This window comes from Niabella sp. ZPM-14 (assembly GCF_055693045.2).
The window spans coordinates 1,554,187-1,571,939 of the sequence record NZ_CM181148.1 but is presented as its reverse complement, the minus strand read 5'-3'; the positions used below and the strand labels follow the sequence as shown (position 1 = coordinate 1,571,939).

The 17,753-nt window shown below is 48.2% G+C and carries 14 protein-coding genes and 1 tRNA gene; 12 read left to right on the top strand and 3 right to left on the bottom strand.

Annotated features, from left to right (window positions below; genetic code table 11):
• Positions 1-8 precede the first annotated feature (8 nt).
• Together ACU37H_RS06675 and ACU37H_RS06670 are read right to left on the bottom strand one after the other, a co-directional pair.
• Positions 9-2,339, bottom strand: coding sequence for a TonB-dependent receptor (locus ACU37H_RS06675; protein WP_472702313.1), 2,331 nt, complete (start codon positions 2,337-2,339; stop codon positions 9-11).
• 163 nt (positions 2,340-2,502) lie between these two features.
• Positions 2,503-2,847 carry a hypothetical protein gene (locus ACU37H_RS06670; protein ID WP_472702314.1) on the bottom strand — a complete coding sequence of 115 codons (345 nt, stop codon included), beginning with the start codon at positions 2,845-2,847 and terminating at the stop codon, positions 2,503-2,505.
• 147 nt (positions 2,848-2,994) lie between these two features.
• Here ACU37H_RS06670 and ACU37H_RS06665 point away from each other — a divergent pair, with 147 nt between their 5' ends.
• The 8 genes from ACU37H_RS06665 to ACU37H_RS06630 all read left to right on the top strand — a co-directional run bounded on the left by ACU37H_RS06665 (position 2,995) and on the right by ACU37H_RS06630 (position 10,341).
• Positions 2,995-3,237, top strand: a complete 243-nt coding sequence (locus ACU37H_RS06665; protein ID WP_472702315.1) for a hypothetical protein — start codon at positions 2,995-2,997, stop codon at positions 3,235-3,237.
• A 105-nt stretch (positions 3,238-3,342) separates the two neighbouring features.
• Entirely contained in the window at positions 3,343-4,620 is a 1,278-nt protein-coding gene (locus ACU37H_RS06660; RefSeq protein WP_472702316.1) for a TSUP family transporter, read from the top strand.
• 36 nt (positions 4,621-4,656) lie between these two features.
• Positions 4,657-4,727 (top strand) — tRNA-Cys (locus ACU37H_RS06655).
• Positions 4,728-5,399: 672 nt separating this feature from the next.
• Positions 5,400-6,140 carry a sensor histidine kinase gene (locus tag ACU37H_RS06650; RefSeq protein WP_472702317.1) on the top strand — a complete coding sequence of 247 codons (741 nt, stop codon included), beginning with the start codon at positions 5,400-5,402 and terminating at the stop codon, positions 6,138-6,140.
• Complete coding sequence (locus tag ACU37H_RS06645; protein WP_472702318.1) at positions 6,103-6,822, top strand: LytR/AlgR family response regulator transcription factor; 720 nt, start codon at positions 6,103-6,105, stop codon at positions 6,820-6,822. The genes ACU37H_RS06650 and ACU37H_RS06645 overlap by 38 nt, the downstream gene beginning before the upstream one ends.
• A 131-nt stretch (positions 6,823-6,953) precedes the next feature.
• Entirely contained in the window at positions 6,954-9,233 is a 2,280-nt protein-coding gene (locus ACU37H_RS06640) for a cation:proton antiporter (RefSeq protein ID WP_472702319.1), read from the top strand.
• Between the two features lie 39 nt (positions 9,234-9,272).
• Positions 9,273-9,722, top strand: a complete 450-nt coding sequence (locus tag ACU37H_RS06635) for a SufE family protein (protein ID WP_472702320.1) — start codon at positions 9,273-9,275, stop codon at positions 9,720-9,722.
• A gap of 421 nt (positions 9,723-10,143) precedes the next feature.
• On the top strand, positions 10,144-10,341 hold the full coding sequence (locus tag ACU37H_RS06630; protein WP_494407591.1) for a hypothetical protein: 198 nt from the start codon (positions 10,144-10,146) through the stop codon (positions 10,339-10,341).
• 312 nt (positions 10,342-10,653) lie between these two features.
• Here ACU37H_RS06630 and ACU37H_RS06625 read toward each other — a convergent pair whose 3' ends face one another.
• Positions 10,654-10,875, bottom strand: a complete 222-nt coding sequence (locus ACU37H_RS06625) for a hypothetical protein (RefSeq protein ID WP_472702322.1) — start codon at positions 10,873-10,875, stop codon at positions 10,654-10,656.
• A gap of 390 nt (positions 10,876-11,265) precedes the next feature.
• Here ACU37H_RS06625 and ACU37H_RS06620 point away from each other — a divergent pair, with 390 nt between their 5' ends.
• From ACU37H_RS06620 to ACU37H_RS06605, 4 genes are all read left to right on the top strand, one after another.
• On the top strand, positions 11,266-11,595 hold the full coding sequence (locus ACU37H_RS06620) for a hypothetical protein (protein WP_472702323.1): 330 nt from the start codon (positions 11,266-11,268) through the stop codon (positions 11,593-11,595).
• A gap of 195 nt (positions 11,596-11,790) precedes the next feature.
• Positions 11,791-12,870: an efflux RND transporter periplasmic adaptor subunit gene (locus ACU37H_RS06615; protein ID WP_472702324.1), complete on the top strand. Its 1,080-nt coding sequence runs from the start codon at positions 11,791-11,793 to the stop codon at positions 12,868-12,870.
• Between the two features lie 17 nt (positions 12,871-12,887).
• On the top strand, positions 12,888-16,145 hold the full coding sequence (locus ACU37H_RS06610) for an efflux RND transporter permease subunit (RefSeq protein WP_472702325.1): 3,258 nt from the start codon (positions 12,888-12,890) through the stop codon (positions 16,143-16,145).
• Entirely contained in the window at positions 16,135-17,571 is a 1,437-nt protein-coding gene (locus ACU37H_RS06605) for a TolC family protein (protein ID WP_472702326.1), read from the top strand. The genes ACU37H_RS06610 and ACU37H_RS06605 overlap by 11 nt, the downstream gene beginning before the upstream one ends.
• The last annotated feature ends 182 nt before the right edge of the window (positions 17,572-17,753 follow it).

Sequence of the window (17,753 nt, the reverse complement as noted above, 5' to 3'; positions counted from 1 at the left end):
AAACAGGTTCATTTGCTGTCAAGGCTTCTGGAAAAACCAAAAGGTATTTTGATAAACAGCACTACATTTCTTCCCTGTTCCGGAAGCCCGATAAGCCGGTAAAAACTGGTATGGTTCAGGTAGCGGGTGTCGAACAGGTTCTGTACCTGCACGCTTACCGCGATCTCTTTGTTTGCAAACGGGATCCTGGTCCCGGCCTGCAGATTCACGAGGGAATAGCCTGCCGTCTTTTTTTCGGGTGGAACGATATTATTCTGGGCCGCTGTAAGCCGATAGTCTATCGAGAAATAAGTGCCGTGTAGCGGGCCGGTATGTACGGGTGAGTAAGTCGCATTGAACAAGGCCGAGGCCGGGGGCGAGAAAGGCAACGTGTATCCCGCTTTGGCGCCCGATAGCTGCTTTGCGTACAGGTATTCGCCCAGCAACTCAGTGCTGAAATTTTCCCGGGGTTGAAATTTTACCTGCACCTCTCCGCCATATCGCACCACGCGCGATTGTGCATATTCAAACACCTGGTTGCCCGCACCGTAGAAGTAATCATGCTGAGCCGTAGGGTTGAGGTAGATATAATTAGGGAAGTAATTAAAAAACGGGTTGAGCTGAATGCGCCAGGGCTTGCTGTTAAGCACGACGCCCAGATCGGCCTGGTACGATTCCTCCGGGCTCAGATTCGGATTCCCTTTTTCATAACTGAAATAATGATAGTTAACACCGTTGGCACTTAGCTCCTTTGCAATAGGTGCTCTGAAACTCTTGCCTACATTCACTTTCAGCTCCCATGGAGCAAGGTTATAGTTCAAACCGACAGAACCGGTAAGGCTATTGAAGTTGCGGCCGATATTGGCAGACCTCACTGCATACTGGTCCACGCCATTGTCCTGCGAAGGGAACCAATCAGTGTAGCTGTAAATGTCCAGGTTGACCCTGTCCCATCGCAGCGCACCATGAAGCAACAAGCGGTCGTTGAGCCGCATCTGGTCATAAGCATAGGCGCCCCAGCTTCGCTGATCAAAGGCGGGTACCAGGAAGCTCCAGCCGGTGATCGTGTTGTTTTGGATCTCACTGTTTACACCCAGTTGCAGCGTATGCCTGTTTAGCTGCACCTCATCTTTCAGGTTAAGAGCGTATACTTTTTTGTCAAAGGATCGCTCCAGGTCCCTCGGGATGGATAACGAGTCAGGGTATATCGCTGGCATGTAACCATGGTTAACGTAGTCGTTATACTCCCGGCGTGTATTGTGCTGAAATCCCGCTTCCAGCTCGAGCCGGTGATTCGATAGGTAGAGCTCACTATGATTCAGTATTTTAAAGTGATTGACATCCTGGTAAGGTTTCAGGATATCCCGGCTGCTTCTGTCGTGCATGGCTGCGTCTACGCGTCGCGGCTCCAGCCCGTGAGCATTAGCAAAGAAGCCGCTTTTCGAATGAATATTGCTCAGGTAGAAGACAGACTTCAGACGGTCTCCGATGTATCCGGTATGAAGATGCAATCCCATTTCTTTGCCGGCGGTATTGCGGAGCTGCCTGTTGTGAAGGTCCACGGCGAAATCATAAACATACAGTCGGTCCGTCGGCACTTTGTAATCTCCGTAATCCTGGTAGGTAAAGCGGCCGGTGGCAAACCATTTATCTGTTCTTCCGTACAGGTGAAGTGAAGTGCCGGCTTGTGCGTTGTTGCTTTTTCCGACCAGATCCAGCTCGCCGCCAAAGCTGCGCGGGGCAGGGGGTAGAGGCCTCTTGATGTTGATGGCGCCTGCAATGGCATCCGATCCGAGCGTAAAAGAAGCAGGACCTTTGAGTATTTCCACCTCTTCCACAGAAAATTGATCGATCTCCAATCCGTGATCTGCTCCCCATTGTTGCCCCTCATGCTTGATACCTTTATCTACAACCACTACCCGGTTAAAACCTAGACCGCGGATGAGGGGTTTCGATTGTCCCGATCCGATGCCGATTGTTTTTACGCCCGGAAGTCTTTGCAGGCTCTGCATGAGGCTTCCGCCCAGGTTCTTCTGAATGAAAGAGCTTTTGACAATTTCCAGGTTCAGAGCGGCTTCCTGTTTCCTGGTCGCCAACGAACGGTTTTGTACATACACTTCTTTCAGCATGTGACTTTCAGGGTGCAATCTCACGATAAGCGAGAGGTCGTGATCCTTAACCTCCACCGGCTTTGTTACGGTCTTATAGCCTGCAGAGGATATCGTAACTACATATTTTCCACGTTCAACATCGCGGAAGATATAACGCCCCTGCGTGTCGGTGACACCGTGCGGATGGTGCTGAATGCTGACGTTAACGCCGCTGACCGGGATATGATGATCGTCCGAAACTGTCACCATGATATCATGAGATTGAGCTTGGACACTACTGCATAATAATATGCAACAGAGCACAGGGAAAAGTTTCATAAAAATGTACGCTGGCTACCTCGTGATAAACAAACGGAGATAACACAGATTGAAATGATGAGAATGGCAGAGATTGCCGGGTAAAGAGGCGAGATTAGCTATGGTGGGGCGGGCCCTTATTACTAAAAGCGTCCAGAGGCATGCTGCACATGGCAAACGCACCTGCTGAGTGATGGCTTGCAGGTACAAAAGCGGGCGGTGTGAGCTCGCAGGAGATGACCTGCGGTGTGTCACCCGTGCTTTGCTGAGCAAGGTGGTCACACACCGGGCAACTGCTATCCGCAATCGCCGACTTGTTCCAGCCTGCCTTTGCTCCGGGATCTACCTGGTGATGATGATGAAAAGCCTGAGCATATAACAAGAAGGTAAACAGCAGCAGGAAAACCACCGCAGCAGCTTTCCTGAGCCCATTCGTTATATTGAAAGGAGGTTGTCTCAAACTTGCAACAAAGTTGCATATATTTATTTGATTTTCCAAAGAAAATGTGAAAACGGCCTGCAAAGTTGGTTTGGACCACATGTTTATTAATGTTAAATTTGATCAGTTGTTTCGCCACTGCCTTTTAAACTGTTTTAAATAATTGCTATGTTAAACGCTGTTTCTATTCACCTGGATCGATCCGATCTTCAGAAGAGCATTACAGAATTGGGCAAAGATCAGAAGCTGATAGATCTTCCGGTTTTTGCGCCGCTGAGGACGGCTGTAGAACAGCGTTTGGTTGAAGATCCCCATCTTTCAATACAGGATATCAGGTTTGAAGAAAGCGAAGCCCTGGAGGCTAACTGTCTGAAAGCAGTTGTGTATTTCAAGTCTGACGACAGTCAGTAAAAACAGCAGTCACATTTAACAAGAACAGCTTTTTCCGTTAAAGAAATTTACCTTACTTTTGTCTACTAAAATAGTAGACTAATATAAACCGGGTTTTGATAAGTTATGAGTAATGTAGTTGACGACGGGAAAGCGACGCAGAGGCCTTTTTTACCCTTATCCCACCAAAGGATTCTGATCATTGGTGCAGCCGCTTCATTAAAATATTTACAGGATATCCGGGACGCCGCACCCGCCGCCAGGATCACATTTGTAACTGAAAAGTTACAACCGGAGATCCGCCATTGGTCCGCTTCTTCAAAACACCTGGTTGTGGAAGAACGGTCTTATACACCAGAGGATCTGAAAGCTGCTGACGTAGTGTTTATCGCTGTTCGGGACGGTGACGCCATAAGCCGCATCGCTACAGATGCGCGGGATGCAGGCCTGACGGGCATTTCCGGAGATCCGGACATGCAGGTGTTCAGCAAGCCCGGCGAAACCAACGGTAAAGCCCGTATCGGTGCCGGAATTTCGAGCAGGCGGATGGCTACTTATGCGCTTGCGGCCTTTGCTTTCATGTTGATCGGCCACCTGATATTTTCGTACTGGCCTTTCGAGACGATCAGGGAGCAGGCAGGAAACCTGTTTCAGTCGCTGGATCAGTCTTTCCTCATCATGCTGGCAGCGGGTTTTGTGGCGCAGCTGGTAGATGGTGCTTTGGGTATGGGTTACGGAGTGACCAGCGCTACGATCCTGTTATCCGCCGGCGTCAACCCAGCCGCCATCAGCGGTAGTATCCATACAGCTGAAATGTTCGCCAGCGGTGCTTCAGGGTACAGTCATTACAAGTTCGGGAATGTCAATAAAAAACTTTTTAAAAGACTCCTGATCCCCGGAGTTGCCGGCGCCATTGCCGGGGCGATTTTGTTGGTGTACCTGGGAGAAAAATACAGCGACATGGTGCGTCCTATACTCGCCTTCTATACGCTATTCCTGGGTTTGAAGATTATTTATAATGCTTTTCAGAAGCAGATTCAGAAAAAAAAGTTCAGGCATTATCGCGTGCTTGCCGGCGCCGGTGGTTTCTTCGATTCTTTTGGCGGTGGTGGCTGGGGACCTATTGTCACCACAACGTTGATCACCAAAGGCCGCAGCCCGCGCTATGTCATTGGCTCGGTAAGTCTCACTGAGTTTTTTGTAACGCTCTCCAGCGCGTTCACTTTTTTTATCCTGCTCGGGGTAAGTCATTGGCAAACGATCCTGGGGCTTATCGTTGGAGGATTGGCTGCTGCGCCTTTAGCCGCGAAGCTGGCGGGACGTTTGCCCCGTAAAACATCGTTTGTGCTGGTGGGTGTATTGGTGATCGTATGGAGCGTACGCCTGCTGGTAAAGCTGTTATAATCGTTACCAAAAAATACTGCTGCGAAAAAAGTGTATAGCCGCGTGGCCGAGTGGAGAGGCTATGGTCTGCAAAACCTGATACGAAGGTTCGAATCCTTCCGTGGCGTCTCAAAGTCATCATTTCCATTCAGATCCGAGGTCTTCAGACCTCTTTTTGTTGTGCTATTTTATAATATATTAACAAATTACGTCAATCATGGCGCGATATTTTATTATTAAATATTACACAACGTCTAGCACATCACAACTGGCAAGCTAGAGCCTCAAACCGGAAAAAGCTCATGAACTGCTCGAAGTGTAATTTGTAATCCAACGTTATTTTTTTTGAAATATTTTAAACTCGTGTTAGAGGGTTAACACAAAAAACCCCAGCCATTGCTGGGGGAGGGCTAATACCTCCTGTTTCTACGGGAGGTAGTTTTTAACGAATACGCTCAATTTTCATGCCCTAATCCGTTACAGGGGCGACTAAATGATAGGATCTTAAAAAAATGTTGTTTAAACATGTATATAGGAAGAGTGCATCGGCCCTCTTGGCGCCCACCCTGTCGCTTCAGATAATTTCAATGAAAGTCTCAGTGCCGCTTTGGGTTGACGTGGTCAACACAGCATGCCCGACTATGCGCTTTGTACCGGGGGTGTGTATTTTTGGGATGAACGAAAATTAATACCTGTTGGCGCTCGGTCTGATGCTGATCTCCCTCCTATTTCGAATTACGTCGAAACAGGTATCTTTGAGCAGCGGCTATTTTATGCTTTTGATCCTTTCTCTAAACCTTTTGTTATTCTTATCAGCCATAATAGTGCTGTTAGCAGGATCGTTGGTATACGTGATCCTGCGCCTGAAAAAATCCGAAGCAGGAAAAAAGGATATCCAGGAGCGGCTTCAGCAAATAGAAGAACGATTTGACACGCTTGAATTGCAAACCCTGGAGTCCCGCCTGAATCCCCACTTATTTAAGAATATTCTCAACTCGATCCAATCCCATGCGTATCAAACGTACTTTGCGCTGGATAAATTAGGGCATGTATTGGACTATATCCTGTATGAAAGCAGGAAGAAGTTCGTAACGCCCAAGGAGGAAGTGGCGTTTGCCCAAAGCCTGATAGAGATCAATAAAATAAAGATCAGCCCGCTTTTCCAGCTGAAGGTAAAAGCGAAGATCAACGAAGACGAGCCGCTTTACAAACAATATCTTTTAGCGCCTTTAATCACCATCGATCTGATCGAGAACGCATTCAAACATGCCGACCTGCAAAGTCCCGACGCTTTTATTTCGATCACCTTTGAATGTTACGGCGACAACTTTTTGCTGACCGTTTGCAACAAAATCTCGTCGCGCAAACCATTGGTAAAGGAAAAAAGCGGGATTGGGTTGATGACGCTGGAGCAACGATTGCGGATCATTTATAAAGACCATTTCAAACTCGAAAAGTTTGTAGAAGGAGACGTTCATATTGCTCATTTAAAAATTAATCTTCTTGAACACAAAGCTGACTTGCTTGCTGCTAGACGATGAGTTGCCGGGACTGACGTATCTGAAAATGCTCTGCGAGCAGATCCCGGGACTGGAAGTAGCGAGAGCTTTCAACGATCCTCTTGTTTTTATACAGGAAATTAATACTATTGATTTCGATTTTTGTATTCTCGATATCGAGATGCCTTATATGAACGGCCTTGAAGTAGCAGGTATGCTCAAGGAAAAACCAGTGATCTTTACAACAGCTTATAAAGAATACGCCGCGGAAGCCTTCGACCTTAACGCCGTGGATTACGTAAGAAAGCCTGTCAAAAAAGAGCGGTTGGTACAGGCTATTAATAAAGTGAGATCCCGGCTGAGCACAGGCCAGGGCGGGCAGCCCTTCACAGTGCTTAATACCAGCAAAGGCAAGACATTGCTGTATTTTGACCAGGTAGGTTATATCAGAACTTCCGAAACAGATAGCAGGGATAAATCAGTACACTTTTTTGACCAAAGCGAACTGGTACTCAAAAATATTTCTTTCGAACGTCTGCAGGAACTGTTGCCCGCAGACCGCTTTGTGCGCATCAGTAAAAAAGAGATCATCAATTTGAAAGCCGTTCAGACCTTCTCTTTAAATGAGATCACTACTTCAATGGTTTGGACAGACGGTCAGCCAGTCCGGCTCACGCTTAGTGAAGCCTACCGGAAAGAGTTCATTCAAAAGATATCGATCTGATTTTGGTTACAGGTTTTACCGGTTTCGTTACATTTTTTCCCTTTTTATTTTTTAAAAACTTCCCTGGTATCGCCGGAAAAGGCAATTTCGCACCAGGCAGGTGATAGGAAGACTTGCTTCAATACACACTCATGTCGAAGAGAAGAAATACTATATTTTATGTGTTGACGATAGGAGGGTTCTCCTGGCTGATTTACCTGATTGCGGTGCAGGGGCGAAAGCTCGAAGACGGGAGAAAGGTAATACACCCGTCTATGCGAGATCAGTGGAAAGAGTTTGTTGACGGATTGTCAGCGCAGCTACATCATCCGTTGGCCCTGTTGCTGGCCCAGATCATTCTCATTATTTTGGCGGCAAAATTATTTGGATGGATCTGTAATAAGATAGGCCAGCCTACCGTGGTAGGAGAGATGATCGCAGGTATCATCCTCGGGCCTTCATTGTTCGGGCTTTATCTTCCTGAATTTTCCGCCGCCGTATTCCCGGCGTCTTCCCTGGGCAACCTGCAGTTCCTCAGCCAGATCGGTTTGATCCTCTTCATGTTCATTGTAGGGATGGAGCTGGATCTGAAGGTGTTAAAAAATCAAACGCACGACGCCATTGTCATCAGCCACGCCAGCATCATCGTGCCATTCAGTATGGGCATGGGCCTCGCCTATTTCATTTACGAAAGCTTTGCGCCATCAGGAGTACAGTTCCTTTCCTTCGGATTGTTTATGGGCATCGCGATGAGTATTACGGCCTTTCCGGTATTAGCACGTATTGTGCAGGAGCGGGGGATTGCAAAAACCCGTTTAGGCGCGCTGGTCATCACTTGTGCTGCCGCCGATGATATCACCGCCTGGTGCCTGCTCGGCGTGGTCATCGCCATTGTCAAAGCCGGTTCCTTTGTAAGTGCGCTCTATACGATCGGGCTGGCGCTGATCTATGTGCTGGTCATGATCAAGCTCGTTCGACCTTTCCTCGCGCGTATTGGTAATATCCACACTTCACGCGAAATACTAACAAAACCCATTGTTGCGATTTTTTTTCTTACCTTAATAGCGGCTGCCTATATAGCCGAAGTGATAGGAATACATGCCCTTTTCGGAGCATTCATGGCCGGAGCCATCATGCCCGACAATCTCAGCTTCAGAAAGCTGTTCATCGAGAAGATTGAAGATGTGGCACTCATTATTTTGCTGCCCTTGTTTTTCGTGATCACAGGGTTGAGGACGCAGATAGGATTGTTGAATGATCCTGAGTTATGGAAGCTCACCGGGGTGATCGTATTGATCGCTATCGCCGGGAAATTCTTCGGCAGTGCGTTAGCCGCGCGCTTTGTTGGGCAGGGCTGGAAGGACAGCCTGTCGATTGGCGCTTTGATGAACACGCGCGGACTTATGGAATTGGTCGTGCTGAATATCGGGTATGATATTGGTGTGTTGACGCCGCAGATATTTTCGATGATGGTGCTGATGGCTTTGGCAACGACCTTTATGACCAGTCCGGCGCTGAGCTTTATCAACTGGATCTTCCGGTCCATGTCGCGAAAGTGCCCCGGTTTTGCATTAAAGGAGCGGGGAAGGTATAAGATACTTTTTGCGTTCGATAAGGCTGCCAGCGGCAGGAATCTTTTTCGTATTGCGCATGCGCTGACCGGTAAATTGAATGGTAATGCAGCGCTCACCGCTATGCTGATCTCACCGGTCAGTGAGCTTCATTACTACAATGCCGAAGATGTAGAAAGAGAAAACTTCAGACCGGTGACCGAAGAAGCAGCGCGGGTCAACAGAAAAGTAGCTACCGTGTACAAAGCATCAGGTGAGATAGACGAAGAAGTATTGGCCGCGGCCGGAAAGGGTGATTATGACCTGCTGTTGGTCAGCCTGAAAGAATCTATTTTCGAAGGCAGCTTATTGGGGAGGTTGCTGGGCTACACCACGAAGATCATCAATCCTGAAAAGCTGATACAAAGTATGACGGGGAAAGAGCGCTTTTTTAGTGTGGACATCTTCGATGAATATACAAGGTCCATTATTTCCCGCGCGCAGCTACCGGTGGGAATATTGATCGGAAGGGAACTCAGGGAAATCAACCGCGTGTTTGTGCCCTTATTGGATGAGGCAGACGGATTTCTCCTGGATTACATTCAGAAACTGATCTACCATGCAGGCGCGCAGATTGAATTGTCAGATACCGCAGGCGTGATACGCGGCAACCAGTTGATCAGGGAGCGGGTAAGAGCTATCGAACAAACTGCGGCCAATCACATCGCTGTGAGTGAGCAGGTCAGCATTAACCTCGGAACGCCCGGTGCGTTCGACCTGGTGGTAACGGGTCTCAATAGCTGGAAAAAACTGGTAGCGTCGAAAAGCGACTGGTTATCGGATATGCCATCTACGCTGGTAATTTCCGATAGCTCTATATAAAAACGGATAATTATCTTTTATTTCTTAAACCTGTTTATTATGCATCTAAACAAAGTACAAGATAAGATCATTGATGAATTTGAAGTGATAGTGGATCAGCTTAAAAGTAAATTCAGGTACTTCAGACATTTCGCCCGGCTCGGTTCCCTGCTGCCGGATCTGTCTGCTATACAGCGGACCAATGAAAAACTGATACAACTCACTAATTCGAAGATCTGGTTAGACGCCGAATACCGGGATGGTAAAGTATATTACTCAGGTGATAGCGACAGTACCATCATGCGTGGTATATTGTTGCTCTACATCCGCGTCTTTTCAGGCCGAACGCCGCACGAGATTGTTAACTCTGATATCTACTTTACGGATGAGATCGATCTGCATAAATATCTTTCGTTGGACAGGCGTCACGAGATCGCATCGGTGGTGCAGAAGATAAGATCAGTAGCGGTCAACTTTAAAGTTCAAAGCCTGAGCAACGACCCGGAATAACATCGCCCGGATACCAAAAGTATTATCTTGAAGGCTATGGGTAGGCCATTGAAGTTGTTTAACCTTTTGAATATTATTCAGCACATTTTAAAATAATATCCTCATTCAAAGCGAACCGAAGAAATCCCAGCTAACCCGGTCTGACGGTCTCCGTCTGACCGTTTCCGTCCGCAAGCACCAATCAATCATCGGATCAGAAAGCGCTAACCAGCGCCAGCAATGAGTGCGGGGCCGCTGAAGCTATAAAGACCGGCATGAAATATCTTATTGGCACACATGATCCGGCTCCATCCCTTTCGCAGCATGAAAAAGGTTTAAACAACGCCATTCTCAATTAACAAGTACCATGCTTTTTATAAGTGTTTTTTAACAAATTTTAGCGACTTCGGCACAGTGTTTACATACTATAAGCATGGAGAAAATGCTTAAGTACGTCGAAGTGATTTTGCCAAAGCCGGAGATCTCTTATGAGGAGCTAACTGACGCAATTATCTCTCATTCGTTTCACAACGGCATCATGCAGGCGAGCTTTAAAGAGGGCGTCAGGTATATTGTGCAGCGACTCAACTTATTCGAAATAAAGGAACACGATATTTTTAATTTTGCATGTACAGGTTAAAAACAGCAAAGCCCCAGTTTCCACGGGGCTTTCCTTTTTATGTCCCGTCTCTCCGATCAAATTATTGGGTATTTCAGATCCGGATTGGATGGGTATTCAGTAGGCAAACCAGCGTTGCAGCCCGGGTAACAACGATTAGCCTGGTTGTTCATCGGTGATGAATGCAGACAAGATGTAGTATCATGCACAAAGTGCTGTCGTAGACAATGGACCTTATCAAAAGCCAAGGCAAGTAGCGTGGGGCAACATTCCATGTCATCAGTGATGAGTGCCACCAGCCCAAAAACGAGATCGTATTCGTTCAGTCGCAGGTCAGTGATCCGGCAGCTTCACACCCCCGCTTGTACCCACGGCCGTAATCAGGATATGCCCTTCATCAAACTGTGTAAACACAAAATCTCTTTTAGATAAGGAAGTGCCCTGAATGGTTTCGTGCACAAAGGTCAGCAGGGTCAATACCTGTTGAATGAAAATATCATTGTCCGATCGGGTCAAAAGACGAATGACCTCCTCATAGGTAAATTGTTTTCTCATGTAGTCATATAAATCCCGGCGGCTGCTTGGCAACTGCCAGGTTGGTTTGATAAAGCAATCGGTTACAAAAAGAAAGAGGGGCGAACGATGACTTGGAAAAGTCCCGTAGCCCACTCTAAGCCCTCTAAACCGACATGAAGATAAGCCGATAAATGAACATATTAAAGTTATTTTCGATGAATGCCCATTTTTTTTCGATGAATGGGCTTTTTTATTCGATAAACACATTTTTGAACTGAGCAAAAACATTCAGCATAAGAAAACCCGTGCTTGAAAACATTTAAAAGAAAGGACCCCAGACGACTGCAGATTAGAGAAAAATTAATTTTTTCAATTTAACAAAGCTGTTTTATTCAACTTTTATAGATTTGCGGACTTCAAATGAGACTGTTGTTCAGATTCTTGACACTGCTTTGTTTCGCCCTCCTGATCGGTGATGGCGTGTTACTGGCCTGTCCTTCCGGTGAAGGACAAGCGAGTCCGACCGTTTCATCGCAAAAGCCGGATGATCATCCACTGCAATTGAAGGCAGTCGAGGTAGAAGAATACGATTATCGCCTGGCTGTTGTACAAAAACAATGGCGTTCGGCCGGCTTCACAGCTTTGTTCTTTGCCTCTCTGGCAAGACCTGTAAAGAGCATCGGCCGTCCCTCACCTTTTGCGATTTATCTTCCCGATGCCTCCAAAACCTATATTCTTCACAATGTCTTCCGGGTCTGATACCCGTCTTGATGGGATTCCTGTGCCCCTAACCCAACTCTTTTAAGGCTGTTATCCTGCATGCATGACCGGCCCGCTCCGGTCCCACAGCCCGATTCACCCGATTTATTACCTGTTTTCCTGAAACGACGCCATCATTTTATATGATGTTAGCGGCGTTTCATGCAGTAAAATGTAACAACAAAACATATTCGAATGAAAAATTTGCTCACGTTCCTGAGCTTTTCTGCCCTGCTGTGCGTTGCCGCCTGCAGTGCTCATAAAGAAGAAAAAGAAGCCGAAACCAAATTTGTGGTGACCAGTCCGTTAAAAGCGGATACTTCCCTGGCGCGGGAATACGTCTGCCAGATCCATTCTATCAATCATATCGAAGTCAGGGCCCTGGAGAAAGGATACCTGCAACACTCATTTGTCGATGAAGGACAACATGTGCGGAAAGGTCAGTTACTATTCCGCATCATGCCAAGGATCTACGAAGCGGAAGTGAAAAAAGCGCAGGCCGAAGTGAAAGCGACCGAAATCGAATACGATAATACCAGGTCGCTGGCGGAAAAAAATGTAGTATCTGCGAATGAGCTGGCCCTGGCTGGTGCGAAGCTGGAGAAGGCCAAAGCAGAGCTGTCGCTGGCCCAGACCCATCTTGGCTTTACCGATATCCGTGCGCCCTTCGATGGTATCATTGACCGTTTTCATGTGAGGCCCGGCAGCCTCGTGGATGAAGGTGAGCTGCTGACCACGTTGTCAGACAACAGCAAAATGTGGGTCTACTTCAACGTGCCCGAAGCAGAATACCTCGACTTCAGCGCCAATAAGAAATCAGATAAAGCGGTGGTCCGGCTGGTGATGGCCAACAACCAGCTTTTCCCTCACCCCGGCGTGGTGGAAACGGTGGAAGCTGACTTTGACAACGAGACCGGGAACATCCCTTTCAGGGCCACTTTTCCTAACCCCGATCGATTATTAAGACATGGTGAGACCGGTAATATCCGGATGAGTGAGCCGGTAAAGAATGGTATCATCATTCCGCAAAAAGCATCCTTTGAAGTCCTGGATAAAAAGTACGTGTACGTGCTGGATAAAGACAACCGCATCCATTCAAAAGAGATCACGGTAGGCGCAGAAATGGAAGATCTCTTCGTCGTTACGGCCGGGTTGTCCGAAGCGGACAAGATCCTGCTCGAAGGGATCCGCAAAGTGAAAGAAAATGACAAGATCGCTTACGATTACAAAGACCCGCTTTCTGTACTGTCCTCTTTGAAATTACCGACTGAATAAAATCCAAACAAAATATCATGTTCAATAAATTTATTCAAAGGCCGGTGTTAGCCATTGTGCTATCGCTGGTCATCATCTTTATGGGCGCACTGGCCGTAAAGACCTTGCCGGTCTCGCAGTTCCCGTCCATTGCGCCGCCCATGGTGGTGGTAAATATCGCATATCCCGGTGCCAGCGCCGATGTGTTGGTCAACTCTGTACTGATCCCGCTTGAAAAATCGATCAACGGAACACCCGGCATGAAATATATGACCTCCGACGCCACGAGCGCTGGTGAGGCCACCATCCAAGTGGTGTTTGACCTGGGCACCGACCCCAACCAGGCGGTAGTGAACGTTAAGAACCGCGTGGAGCAGGTGACCAGCAGGCTTCCGGAGCTGGTGCAGCGCGAAGGGCTGGTCATCAGCTATACATCTCCCAACATGCTGATGTATGTCAACCTGTACAGCAAAGACCCGAAGGCCGACGAAAAGTTCCTCTACAATTTTGCCAGTGTGAATATTATACCCGAGGTCAGCAGGCTGAAAGGTGTCGGTAGCGCGAAGATCCTCGGTAGCCGTCAATACGCTATGCGCGTATGGCTGAAACCCGACCGCATGCGTGCTTATAACGTCTCTACTGATGAAGTGATGGAAGCGCTGGCTGAGCAAAGTGTGATCGGGTCGCCGGGGCGGATTGGGCAGAGTTCGGGAAAGCGTTCTCAGTCGCTGGAATACGTGCTCACTTATGAAGGCCGCTTCAGCAAGCCGGAGCAATATGAAAATGTGATCGTCAGGGCCAGTGCAGACGGAGAGATACTGCACCTGAAAGATATCGCCGATATTGAGCTCGGCAGTGAGTTCTATGACATCTACTCCAATATGGACGGTCATCCATCGGCGGCCATCACGCTGAAGCAGACCTACGGCAGTAATGCCAGTGATGTAATAAAAGAGGTGAAAGAAAAACTCGAGGAACTGAAAGTAAGCTCGTTTCCTGCCGGTATGGATTACCAGATCAGCTATGACGTTTCCAGCTTTCTTGATGCCTCTATCGAGAAAGTGATCCATACGCTGGCAGAAGCCTTTATCCTGGTAGCGATCGTCGTATTCATCTTCCTGGGCGACTGGAGATCGACGCTGATCCCGACTTTGGCGGTTCCTGTATCATTGATAGGCGCGTTCATCTTCATGCAGATGTTTGGACTCACCATCAACCTGATCACGCTTTTCGCCCTGGTGCTTGCGATTGGTATTGTGGTGGATAATGCGATTGTTGTGGTGGAGGCGGTTCATACCAAAATGGCCGAAGAGCATCTGTCGCCCTACAAGGCAGTCAAGAAAGTGTTGCAGGAAATCAGCGGTGCCATCATCGCAATTACCTTGTTGATGACCGCAGTGTTCATACCCGTGTCGTTCATGACCGGGCCGGTAGGGATTTTCTACAGGCAGTTTTCAATCACGATGGCCACATCCATTGTTATATCCGGTGTCGTGGCGCTGACATTAACACCGGTGCTTTGCGCGATGATCTTAAAAAATACGCATGGTCAGCCTCGTAAAAAGACGCCGGTCGACAGGCTGCTCGACGGCTTCAATAATTGGTTTGAAAGGCTTACCGGGCGCTACGCCCGTTTATTACGCCGCATCGCGGGGCGCCGCACGATCACCTTCGGCTTGTTGATTGCTTTCTGCGTGGGCATCTGGCTCACTTCTGCCTCGTTGCCTTCGGGCTTTATCCCGGCGGAAGACCAGGGAATGGTATATGCGATCATACAAACTCCGCCAGGCTCTACACTGGAGCGTACCAATGACGTCGCGCGCGAACTGCAAAAGCTGGCAAAGCGTGTGGAAGGGGTGCAGTCTGTATCCTCCCTGGCCGGTTACGAGGTGTTGACGGAAGGCCGTGGATCTAACGCGGGCACCTGCCTGATCAATCTCAAGGGATGGTCTGACCGCAAGCATTCTGCGCAAGAGATCATCGAAGAGCTGGAGGAAAAAAGTAAAGACATACCTGGTGCCGTAGTGGAATTCTTTCAGCCACCTGCGGTGCCCGGTTATGGTGCTGCCGGTGGATTCTCGTTGCGCCTGCTGGACAAGACGAACTCCGGTGATTATAAGGCCTTCGGTAAAGTAAACGATGAGTTCATGGCAGCGTTGAAGAAACGGAAAGAGCTGACCGGGCTGTTTACTTTCTTTGCAGCAAACTATCCGCAGTATGAACTTCAGATCGATAACCAGGCCGCGATGCAAAAAGGCGTGTCGATCGGAAAGGCAATGGACAACCTGTCGATCCTCATCGGAAGTACTTATGAACAGGGTTTTATCCGGTTTGGAAATTTCTTCAAAGTGTATGTGCAGTCTGACCCCGCCTACCGGCAACTCCCTGAGGATGTGCTGAAATTATACATCAAGAACAACCGCGATGAAATGGTGCCCTATTCCGCTTTCATGAAGATCCGGAAAACGCAGGGGCTTAATGAGATCACGCGCTATAATATGTATACATCATCCGCGATCAATGGTGCGCCCTCATCCGGATTCAGCAGTGGTGAAGCGATCAAAGCGATACAGGAGGTGGCGGATCAGACGCTGCCGCGGGGGTATGGTATCGACTGGCTGGGACTGTCTAAAGATGAAGTAGGTCGTGGCAATGAGTCTTTATACATCTTCCTGATTGTATTGGTGTTTGTGTACATGGTGCTGGCGGCGCAATATGAAAGCTTTATCCTCCCGCTGGCGGTGATACTCTCATTGCCTGTTGGTGTACTCGGGGGGTTATTACTAATCAAAATGATGGGCCTTGCTAATGATATCTACGCCCAGGTGGGATTGGTGATGCTGGTAGGGTTGTTGGGCAAGAATGCCGTATTGATCGTAGAGTTTGCCGTGCAAAAACGGCAGGAAGGTGCTTCTATTCTTGATGCCGCCATCGAAGGTGCCCGCGTGCGTTTCAGGCCGATCCTGATGACCTCCTTCGCCTTTATTGCAGGCTTGCTGCCATTGCTGGTAGCGACGGGTCCGGGTGCGATTGGTAACCGTACGATCGGTTCTTCTTCAGCGGGCGGAATGTTGCTGGGTACTTTGCTGGGAGTGATCGTAGTACCCGGCCTTTACTATGTTTTCGGCTCCTGGGCCGATGGCCGTCATTTGATCAGGAATGAGGATGAAGTGCCGCTGACAGAGCAATTCATGCAAAAGAAAAAGAAGCGCAAGTTCAAGCTTTTTAAGAAAAAAGCGCAGGATACGGATAACAATGAGGACTTAACCAACAAAAACAATGAACATGATGCGTAAGAATAACATGCTACTGATACTGGCGATAGCTTGTCTGTCGCTGGTTTACACCAGATGTAAGATTCCGGAACTGGCGGGCCGGCCGGAACATAAGGATGTTCCTGCTGCCTATAACGGTAGTTCTGATACCACCAATGTAGCCAGCATATCCTGGCGTGATTTTTTTGATGATCCCTATCTCGCGGCGCTTATTGATACAGCGCTCGTGAACAACCAGGAGGTGAATATCGTATTGCAGGAAATTGAAATGAGCCGCAATGATATCCAGGTACGGAGGGGAGAGTATCTGCCTTTCGTTGGCGTTAAAGGCGGTTTAGGTGTTGATAAAGTTGGCCGGTACACCAATATCGGCGCGATGGAAGCGACCACTGACATCAGGCCGGGACATGAAATGCCCGATCCGGTGCCGGATTTTAATCTCGGTGTCTATGCGGATTGGGAAGCGGATATATGGCATAAGCTGCACAACGCTAAGAAAGCTGCAGTCAGCCGGTATCTCGCCAGTGTAGAAGGAAAGAACTTTGTGATCACAAACCTGATCGCTGAAATCTCGGATGCTTATTATGAGCTTTTGGCGTTGGACAATGAACTGGATATCGTACAGCAAAACATATCCATTCAAACCAATGCGCTTGAGATCGTAAAGCTGCAGAAAGAAGCAACGCGTGCTACAGAGCTGGCCGTTCAGAAGTTTGAGGCTGAGGTGCTCAAGACCAAAAGTCTGCAATACGAGATCCGGCAAGAGATTACGGAAACAGAGAACAGGATCAATTTTCTGCTGGCCCGCTATCCGCAGCGGGTTGCGCGTAAGGCCGGTGCTTTCAACAGTGCTGTGGTGAAAGAATTATCAGCCGGACTTCCTGCGCAGTTATTGGGGAACCGTCCTGATATACGCCGGGCAGAACAGGAATTGGCCGCGGCCAGGCTGGATGTGAAAGTGGCTAAGGCGCAGTTCTATCCATCGGTCAGGTTGTCTGCATCGTTGGGATATGAAGCGTTTGACCCTACTTACCTGATCCGGACGCCTGAATCTTTATTATACTCTCTGGCTGGAGATCTTGTGGCGCCGCTGGTCAACCGGAATGCGATCAAAGCGGAATATCGAAACGCCAATGCCAGGCAATTGCAGGCCGTGTATAATTATGAAAGAAGTATTCTCAATGGCTACACCGAAGTGGTGAACCAGTTGTCAGGCATCAGTAATCTTCAAAAGAGCTATGACCTGAGAAGTCAACAGGTGGCGGCTTTAACGCGATCGATTGATATCTCCAATGATTTGTTTAAATCCGCCCGTGCTGATTATATGGAAGTGCTCATGACCCAGCGGGATGCGCTCGAGTCTAAGTTTGAATTAGTGGAAATAAAGAAAAGGCAAATGTTGAGTCTTGTGCATCTCTATCATGCGCTCGGAGGTGGTTGGAGATGACGCGGGTCGGGGAGGATCAGGGTAAATCTTTTTGAAGTGTAAGAGAAACCCCGGCCGAGGTCGGCACGACGGTTACAGCGAGTGCCCGATACAAAGGTTCGAAACACGCGTTACATAGGTCGCGTTACGTTTGTAAAAGTGGTTTCTATTAAATAAACCTCACAGGTTTTCAGTACCTGTGA

Bases quoted from the DNA above. Each gene is read 5' to 3' on its own strand.
- ACU37H_RS06625 (WP_472702322.1), bottom strand. From the start codon at position 10,875: ATGAGAAAACAATTTACCTATGAGGAGGTCATTCGTCTTTTGACCCGA.
- ACU37H_RS06605 (WP_472702326.1), top strand. From the start codon at position 16,135: ATGATGCGTAAGAATAACATGCTACTGATACTGGCGATAGCTTGTCTG.
- ACU37H_RS06675 (WP_472702313.1), bottom strand. From the start codon at position 2,339: ATGGTGACAGTTTCGGACGATCATCATATCCCGGTCAGCGGCGTTAAC.
- ACU37H_RS06665 (WP_472702315.1), top strand. From the start codon at position 2,995: ATGTTAAACGCTGTTTCTATTCACCTGGATCGATCCGATCTTCAGAAG.
- ACU37H_RS06640 (WP_472702319.1), top strand. From the start codon at position 6,954: ATGTCGAAGAGAAGAAATACTATATTTTATGTGTTGACGATAGGAGGG.
- ACU37H_RS06635 (WP_472702320.1), top strand. From the start codon at position 9,273: ATGCATCTAAACAAAGTACAAGATAAGATCATTGATGAATTTGAAGTG.
- ACU37H_RS06660 (WP_472702316.1), top strand. From the start codon at position 3,343: ATGAGTAATGTAGTTGACGACGGGAAAGCGACGCAGAGGCCTTTTTTA.
- ACU37H_RS06610 (WP_472702325.1), top strand. From the start codon at position 12,888: ATGTTCAATAAATTTATTCAAAGGCCGGTGTTAGCCATTGTGCTATCG.
- ACU37H_RS06630 (WP_494407591.1), top strand. From the start codon at position 10,144: ATGCTTAAGTACGTCGAAGTGATTTTGCCAAAGCCGGAGATCTCTTAT.
- ACU37H_RS06615 (WP_472702324.1), top strand. From the start codon at position 11,791: ATGAAAAATTTGCTCACGTTCCTGAGCTTTTCTGCCCTGCTGTGCGTT.